Genomic DNA, 7,661 nt, shown 5'->3' on the forward strand with positions numbered 1-7,661 from the left:
GCGCTGCCCTGGACCCGTCGGGGGGGATAATCCCCCCCGAACCCCCGTATGTCTAAACAGATACCCGGGTTACAGGAATTCCTCCGGCTTATGGCCGGTCATGGTGGCGCGAATGTGGGTATCCATGCGACGCTGGGCGAAACCGATCGTGGCCCGATCCAACTCCTTGATGGCCGCTTCGAGTTCCCGATGGCCCCGTTCCTCGATGGCGCGACGCAAGGCATCGATGGCATCGTGGATGGCCGCCCTTTCGGCGGCGGAGAGCAAATCGCCATCCTGTTGCAGGGCGTTTTCCACGGCCAGCAGCACCCGTTTGGCCTCGACCCGCGCCTCCCGGAGCGCCCGCTCCTCCAAATCCTCCGCGCCGTGAAGCATGGCCTCCTTGAGCATGTTTTCGATTTCACCGGGCGAGAGGCCGTAGCTGGGTTTCACCGCCACGGTCTGTTCGACCCCCGTGGATTGCTCTCGCGCCGTGACCGTAAGCAGCCCGTCGGCATCCACCTGATAGGTGACACGAATGCGCGCCGCGCCCGCCACCAGGGGCGGAATGCCCCGCAATTCGAAACGGGCCAGGGATCGGCACTGGTCCACCGTTTCGCGTTCGCCCTGCACCACATGGATGGCCATGGCCGTCTGGCCATCCTTGAAGGTGGTGAACTCCTGGGCGCGGGCGGTGGGAATGGGACTGTTGCGCGGAATGATGCGCTCCACCAAGCCACCCATGGTCTCCACCCCCAACGAAAGCGGAATCACATCGACCAGAAGCATGTCGGTGCGATCGTTGCCCGCCAGCAGATTGGCCTGAAGCGAGGCGCCCAGGGCCACGATCTGGTCGGGATCGAGATCCGCGAACGGCTCCCTGCCGAAGAACTCGGCCACATGACGCCGCACCAGGGGGATCCGGGTGGCCCCACCCACCAGAACGACCCCCTGCAACCGTTCCGGCTCCAGGTTGGCATCCCGCAAGGCCCGTCGACAGGCCACACCGGTACTGCGCACCAGATCCCCGATCAGCCCTTCGAACACTTCGCGACTCACCGTCAGCGGGATCCGACCCGAGGGGGCGGGCACGTCGACCGTCACGCTGTCGGCCCCGGTCAGCGCCTCCTTGGCGCGACGCGCCAGGGCGCGCATCTCCTGCCACAGGGAGGGATCCACCTGCCCGATCCGGGCCTGCTCCAACATCCAGGCCGCCAGTCGCTGATCGAAGTCATCCCCGCCCAGCGCCGAATTGCCGCCGGTGGAGAGTACCTGAAAAACACCCCGATCCAGCTTGAGAATGGAGATGTCGAAGGTGCCCCCGCCCAGATCGTAAATGGCGTAACAGCCGTCCTGCCCATGATCCAGACCGTAGGCCAGTGCCGCCGCCGTGGGCTCGTTGACCAGACGCAACACCTCCAATCCGGCCAAACGGCAACTATCCTTTGTGGCCAGGCGTTGGGCGTCGTCGAAATAGGCCGGCACGGTGACGACCGCCCCAAACAGGCTGCCGCCCAGAGCCTCTTCGGCACGCCGACGCAACGTTTTCAAAATCTCAGCCGAAACCTCCACCGGGGAGAGTCGCCTCTCCCGGACGCGAAAGCGCAACATGCCGCCCTCGCCCTCTTCCAGAAGGTAGCTGCCCCGGAACGGCGCCTTGGCCAGGTCCGCCAAACCCCGCCCCATGAAACGCTTCACCGAAACGATGGTGGCTTCCGGCTCGGCAACGGCGCGAGCGCGGGCCTCTTCCCCCACCAGGATGTCACCCTCCGCCGCGTAATGCACCACCGAGGGCAGACTGAAGGCGCCCCGATCATCGGGAATACAGCTCGACTTGCCCTCCAACGTCACGGCGGCGACCAGAGAATAGGTGGTCCCCAGATCGATGCCCACCACCCGCCGTCTCTCCCGCTCCCCGCCCTCATGGGGTCGGGCGGATTGACCCGGTTCGGCTATATCGAGCAGAACATCCATGCATACCCCTCCCGCTTCAACCCAACAACCGTTCCTCGACCCGCTCCACCTCCTCCTGAAAACGCTGATAATAACGCCAGCGATTCAGATGGGTGGCCGCCTCCTGTCGCGCCAGGTCGTTTCCCCCGGCAAGTGCCTGCAGCGCCTGCCCGCAGGAGGTCTCCTCCTGGCGGATCCGATGATCGATCTCCCGGCGCAAGGCATCCAGTTCGTCCACATTCTGACGGGTTTCGGCCTCTTCGAGGGTTTCCCGCAGCTCCATGACCCCCATGAGGAAGCCTGCATCGTGGTGTCTCTCCCCGAAATCCTCCACCCCGCCCAGCAGCGACAAAAGATAGTTGGCGCACTGCAAAGCGTTGCCCAAGGTCTGGTAGGCCTCGTTGAGACGCACCACCTGCTGCATGGAAAACTGCTGTTCGAGAGGCGACGCCGTGGTGAACCGATCCGGATGAATGGTCTGCTGGATCTCCCGATAGCGGTTATCCATTTCGGTGTGTGCCGGATGGGGGGAAAGAGGCAGGTTCAGAAGGGTGAAAAAATCGACGGACGGATCCGGGGGTTGGATCCTGCCACACTGCCGGCAGAGAAAATCGCCCCCCGGATCGGCGCCGCAGGACCAGCAACGACCAACTCGTGCATTCATGGTCGACCGTTACACCTTGAAGGACTCACCGCAACCGCAACGTTCCTTCTCCCGGGGATTGGTGAACTTGAACCCGGATTTGAAGGCGCTCTTTTCGAAATCGATCACCGTGCCGTGCAGCACCAGCAGGGACTTGCCGTCCACCACCAGCCGTATGCCGTGGCTTTCGAACTGCTGGTCGCCCTCTTCGACCCGATCGGCGTATTCGAGTTTGTAGGAGAGTCCCGAACAACCCGCCGTGGTCACCCCGATGCGGATGGCCGCTTCGGGCGTGCCCCGTTTCTGCAACATCTCCCTGGCTTTGACTGCAGCGTTTTCAGTCATGCTCAACGCGGTCTCGCTCATGCCTCACTCCCTTGAACCTGGCTCTGTTTGCGGCGGAAGTCGTCGATGGCCGATTTGATGGCGTCTTCGGCCAGCACGGAGCAGTGGATCTTCACCGGCGGCAACGCCAGCTCCTCGGCGATATCCTTGTTGCGGATGGCCATGGCTTCGTCGAGGGTCTTGCCCTTGATCCACTCCGTGACCAGCGAGCTGGAGGCGATGGCGGAACCGCAGCCGAAGGTCTTGAACTTGGCCTCGTCGATGACACCCTGGTCGTTGACCCGGATCTGCAACTTCATCACGTCGCCACAGGCCGGGGCGCCAACCATACCGGTGCCCACGTTGGGATCGTTCTTGTCCAGGCTGCCCACGTTGCGCGGGTTTTCGTAATGGTCCAACACTTTATCGGTATAGGCCATGGGAACAGTCTCCTCAATCCGGTGTCAATGCGCAGCCCATTGGAGTGTTTTCAGATCGATGCCTTCCTGGGCCATCTCCCACAACGGAGACATGGCACGCAGCTTTTCGACCGCATGAACCACCGTTTCCACCACGAAATCGACCTCCTCGACGGTGGTGAAACGGCCCATTCCGAAGCGGATGGAAGTATGCGCCAACTCCTCGCTGACCCCCAGAGCCCGCAGTACGTAGGAGGGTTCCAGGGAGGCGGAGGTGCAGGCGGAGCCGGAGGAGACCGCCACATCCTTGATGGCCATCATCATGGACTCCCCTTCCACGAAGGCGAAGGAGATGTTCAGATTGCCGGGAATACGCTGTCTGGCATCGCCGTTGATCTCCACATGGGTCAGCCGCGACTGGATGCCGTTCTTCAAACGGTCGTGCAGGGTTTGCAAGCGGCGGTTTTCCGCGCCCATTTCGGCGCCGGCCAGGGCGCAGGCTTCGCCCAGACCCACGATCAGGGGGGTGGAAAGTGTGCCCGAACGCATGCCCCGTTCATGTCCCCCGCCGTGCAGGATCGGCTTGATGCGCACCCGTGGCCGCCGCCGCACGTAGAGCGCCCCGATACCTTTGGGGCCATAGATCTTGTGGCCCGAGATGGAGAGCAGATCGATGTGCATCTCCTCCACGTCCAGGGGAATTTTGCCCACGCCCTGGGCGCCGTCGCAGTGAAACAGCACCTGCCGTTGCCGGCACAGCGTGCCGATCTCCCGCAAGGGTTGAATCACCCCGATCTCGTTGTTGACCGCCATGACGGAGATCAGGATGGTCTCCGGGGTCATCGCCGCCTGCAAGGCCTCCAGGTCGATCAGGCCATTGGTTTGCACCGGCAGATAGGTGACGTGAAACCCTTCCGATTCCAGGTGACGGCAGGTATCCAGTACCGCTTTGTGTTCCGTGACCACGGTGATCAGATGGTTGCCCTTTTCGCGATTGAAAAGGGCGGCTCCGGTGATGGCCAGATTGTCCGACTCGGTCGCGCCGGAGGTGAAGACGATCTCCCGGGGATCGGCGTGAATCAGCTCGGCCACCTGCTGGCGACCCTTTTCCACCGCCTGCTCCGCCTCCCAGCCGAAAGCGTGGGAACGCGAAGCCGGATTGCCGAATTTTTCGGTAAACCACGGCAGCATGGTCTCCAGAACCCGGGGATCGACGGGAGTGGTTGCCTGATAGTCCATATAGATCGGTAATTTCATGCCCTTACCCCTGAACCGCGGTTTCCGTCCCCGTGGGGCCGGTCTTGACTCTTTGACCCTGGCCGACTGCTCTTTATCCCGAAAACGTCGTGTTCGGTGAGAAAAAAGGATTGGTCCGGAGCAATCGCTGCACGATGCGGTGCAACGCCTCCACAAAGCCTTCCACCTCCTCCTGCCGATTGTCGCTCCCCAGGGAGAGGCGAATGGCGCCGGAGGCCAGGGCGGGTTCGACACCCATGGCGGCGAGGACATGGGAAACCCGGGTCTTTCCGGAGGAGCAGGCCGAGCCGCTGCTGATGCAAAAGCCCGCCATATCGAGGGCCATGACCAGCATTTCACCGTCGATTCCGGGCAGACTCAAACAAACGGTATTGGGCAGGCGGGGTTCTTCCCGACCGAAAAGACGCATCTCCGGGAAAAGGGCCCCAAGCCTCTCTTCCAGATGATTACGCAAGGCACGTACCTTTTCCGCCGCCGCCTCCCGTTCCCGCATCGCCAGAATGCAAGCCTGCCCGAATCCGACGATACCGGCAAGGTTCTCGGTTCCGGAACGGCGTCCCCGCTCCTGACCGCCTCCCAACAACATGGCTTCCAGGGCCAGTCCCGGCGTGACGATCAGTGCGCCGACGCCTTTCGGCCCCCCGATTTTGTGGGCCGACAGGGAGAGCAGGTCAACCCCCGGATCGGCGAGGGAGAGCGCTTCCCGGCCAAAGGCCTGCACCGCGTCGCTGTGGCAGGGGATATCCCGTTCGCGGCACAGCCGGGCCACCTCGGCCACCGGTTGCAGTACGCCGGTTTCGTTGTTGGCCAGCATGAGGCTGACCAGCCGGGTATCGGGCCGCAGACAGGATGCCACCTCTTCCGGATCGTATCGGCCGCCCGGCCCCACCCCGGCCAGGGAAAGCTCCATGCCGCGCCGTTCCAGGGATCGGGCCATCTCCAGCACCGAGGGATGTTCCACCGCGCCGACCAGCAGATGCCCCCGGAAACCGTGGCTTGCCGCCACTCCCATCAGGGCCAGATTGTTGGCTTCGGTACCGCCGCTGGTGAAGATCACCTGGCTCTCATGCACCTCCACCGCCGCCGCCACCTGACGCCGCGCCGTATCCAGGCCCGTCCGCGCCGCCCGACCCATGCCGTGGACCGAAGAGGGATTGCCCGCCCGCTCCCGCCAGTAGGGCAGCATGGCCGCCAGAACCTCCTCGCGTACCGGAGTCGTGGCGTTATGGTCGAAATAGACCATTCACCCCTCTCCCGCCGCGTCCGGCCTGCTCGACATCGCCTCCACCAGATGGCGCAGATTCACCGATTCCAGATAAGCGAAAATATGCTGGTCCAGGGAAACCCACAGGTCATGGGTCATACAACGGCTGGAATTGAGACATCCTTCGGGATTTTCATCGTTGCAGGAGGTGGAGCGGATGGGTTCGTCCACGGCGCGAATGATATCGGCCACGGTGATACCCGAATGCTCACGGGTCAACTCGTAGCCGCCGCCGGGTCCCCGCACGCTACCCACCAGCCCCTGACGGCGCAGTTTGGCGAACAACTGTTCCAGATAAGAGAGGGAGATCCCCTGTCGGCGGGAGATATCCGTCAGGCTGACGGGCCCGTGCGCCCCGAAAACCGCCAGGTCCAGCATGGCGGTCACGGCATAGCGGCCTCGGGTGGTCAGTCTCATGACGGCTCTCCGACGGGTTCATCGGCAGAGGGGTCTTCGCTGCTCGCCTCCCCGGCACGGACGGCCTTCGACTCTTCGAGCATCCTCAAGCGGTCGTCCATCTGATGGGCCTGCTCCAGCATGCATTTGATGGCTTTGACCACGGGGTCGGGCATGTCCCCGTCCTGCCCGTAGGTGAGAAACAGCTCTCCGGCGGCGGCGCGCACCCCGCCGATCATCTCCCGTCCGGGAACCCCCACCACCGTGGCTCCGGGAGAGACATCCTTGACCACCACCGCGTTGGAGCCGATACGGGCCCCTTCGCCGATCACCACCGCTCCCAGGACTTTGGCCCCGGCGCCGATCACCACGTCGTTGCCCAGGGTCGGATGGCGTTTCCCCTTGTTCCAGGTGGTTCCGCCCAGCGTCACCCCGTGGTAGATGGTGACGTTGTCGCCGATTTCCGCCGTCTCCCCGATCACCACCCCCATGCCGTGATCGATGAAGAACCCTTCCCCGATGCGGGCCGCCGGATGAATCTCGATGCCGGTGATGAAGCGCCCCAGGTAGGAGAGCATGCGCGCCAGCCATTTGAGTCGCCATTGCCAGAAACGATGGCCCAGACGATAGATCAACACGGCGTGCAGCCCCGGATAGCAGGTCAACACCTCCAGCAGATGGCGCGCCGCCGGATCCCGCTGAAAAATGGCGCCCACATCCTTGCGCAGTCTTGACAACATGCCCCGAATCTCCCGAAACTCAAATCGGCCCCATCTCGCTGATTGTCCTATACCCGACAAAATTTGTCAAGATTATTTCGGCAGCGACCGATTCCAAAGCTGGGCGCTTCTCGCAGTGGTTCCGGTCGATAGACAAGCCAGAACGACGATTCACCCGCTTCTCGGCACGAGTTTGATCTCCAGGCGGCAACCGACGGCTTCGGCGTAGCGACGCAACGTCGAAACGGACGGGGAATGGCGGGATTTCCCTTCCCCGGCCTCCAGCCGGGCCACGGAGGGAACGGTGCTGCCCATCCGTTCGGCCACCTGCCCCTGGGTCATACCGGCCTGGCGACGCGCGGCCAGCAACTCGTCAAACAAACGGAACTCGTTTTCCAGGGCATCATAAGCGGCCTTGAATTCCGGATCGGTCATCCACTTCCGGGTCTGTGCCTCCACATCGAGAGGCACGGGCTCATACCGTTGCACGTCCATGTTTCACCTCACCATGCGTCGGAGAGCAATCTCCCGTTCGTTGCCCGGTGTCTTGTCGGCCTTCTTGATGAAACCGGGTAAAATGACCGGGTTGATACCCACTGCCTTGGGCAACCTTGCCCTCTGAACGTAACCTCCTGAACATATTCACTCCATACAAACCAGGAAGCCCTCCTTGCGGAGGGCTTCCTGGTTTTACTTCTGGGAGAGTA

At 62.9% G+C, this 7,661-nt stretch carries 9 protein-coding genes; all 9 read right to left on the minus strand.

Translation table 11 applies throughout. The annotated features are described in order from the left end of the window. Positions 1 to 69: 69 nt before the first annotated feature. The gene (gene hscA, locus HQL56_16595; GenBank protein MBF0311135.1) at positions 70 to 1,953 is read right to left on the minus strand and encodes a Fe-S protein assembly chaperone HscA; all 1,884 of its coding nucleotides are present in this window, start codon (positions 1,951 to 1,953) and stop codon (positions 70 to 72) included. Positions 1,954 to 1,969: 16 nt separating this feature from the next. Continuing rightward, the gene (gene hscB, locus HQL56_16600) at positions 1,970 to 2,596 is read right to left on the minus strand and encodes a Fe-S protein assembly co-chaperone HscB (protein MBF0311136.1); all 627 of its coding nucleotides are present in this window, start codon (positions 2,594 to 2,596) and stop codon (positions 1,970 to 1,972) included. A gap of 9 nt (positions 2,597 to 2,605) precedes the next feature. Further along, complete coding sequence (locus HQL56_16605; GenBank protein MBF0311137.1) at positions 2,606 to 2,941, minus strand: iron-sulfur cluster assembly accessory protein; 336 nt, start codon at positions 2,939 to 2,941, stop codon at positions 2,606 to 2,608. Continuing rightward, positions 2,938 to 3,339: a Fe-S cluster assembly scaffold IscU gene (iscU, locus tag HQL56_16610; GenBank protein MBF0311138.1), complete on the minus strand. Its 402-nt coding sequence runs from the start codon at positions 3,337 to 3,339 to the stop codon at positions 2,938 to 2,940. The genes HQL56_16605 and iscU overlap by 4 nt, the downstream gene beginning before the upstream one ends. Before the next feature lie 24 nt (positions 3,340 to 3,363). After that, the gene (gene iscS / locus HQL56_16615; protein MBF0311139.1) at positions 3,364 to 4,575 is read right to left on the minus strand and encodes an IscS subfamily cysteine desulfurase; all 1,212 of its coding nucleotides are present in this window, start codon (positions 4,573 to 4,575) and stop codon (positions 3,364 to 3,366) included. 73 nt (positions 4,576 to 4,648) lie between these two features. Continuing rightward, on the minus strand, positions 4,649 to 5,818 hold the full coding sequence (locus HQL56_16620; protein ID MBF0311140.1) for a cysteine desulfurase: 1,170 nt from the start codon (positions 5,816 to 5,818) through the stop codon (positions 4,649 to 4,651). Continuing rightward, entirely contained in the window at positions 5,819 to 6,256 is a 438-nt protein-coding gene (locus tag HQL56_16625; protein ID MBF0311141.1) for an Rrf2 family transcriptional regulator, read from the minus strand. After that, positions 6,253 to 6,975, minus strand: a complete 723-nt coding sequence (gene cysE, locus HQL56_16630; protein MBF0311142.1) for a serine O-acetyltransferase — start codon at positions 6,973 to 6,975, stop codon at positions 6,253 to 6,255. The genes HQL56_16625 and cysE overlap by 4 nt, the downstream gene beginning before the upstream one ends. Before the next feature lie 150 nt (positions 6,976 to 7,125). Then, a complete protein-coding gene (locus HQL56_16635) occupies positions 7,126 to 7,449 on the minus strand; it encodes a helix-turn-helix transcriptional regulator (GenBank protein ID MBF0311143.1) in 324 nt (107 codons plus the stop codon). Between the last annotated feature and the right edge of the window lie 212 nt (positions 7,450 to 7,661).

The organism is Magnetococcales bacterium, assembly GCA_015231925.1.
In the GTDB taxonomy this organism is placed as follows: Bacteria; Pseudomonadota; Magnetococcia; order Magnetococcales; family JADGAQ01; genus JADGAQ01.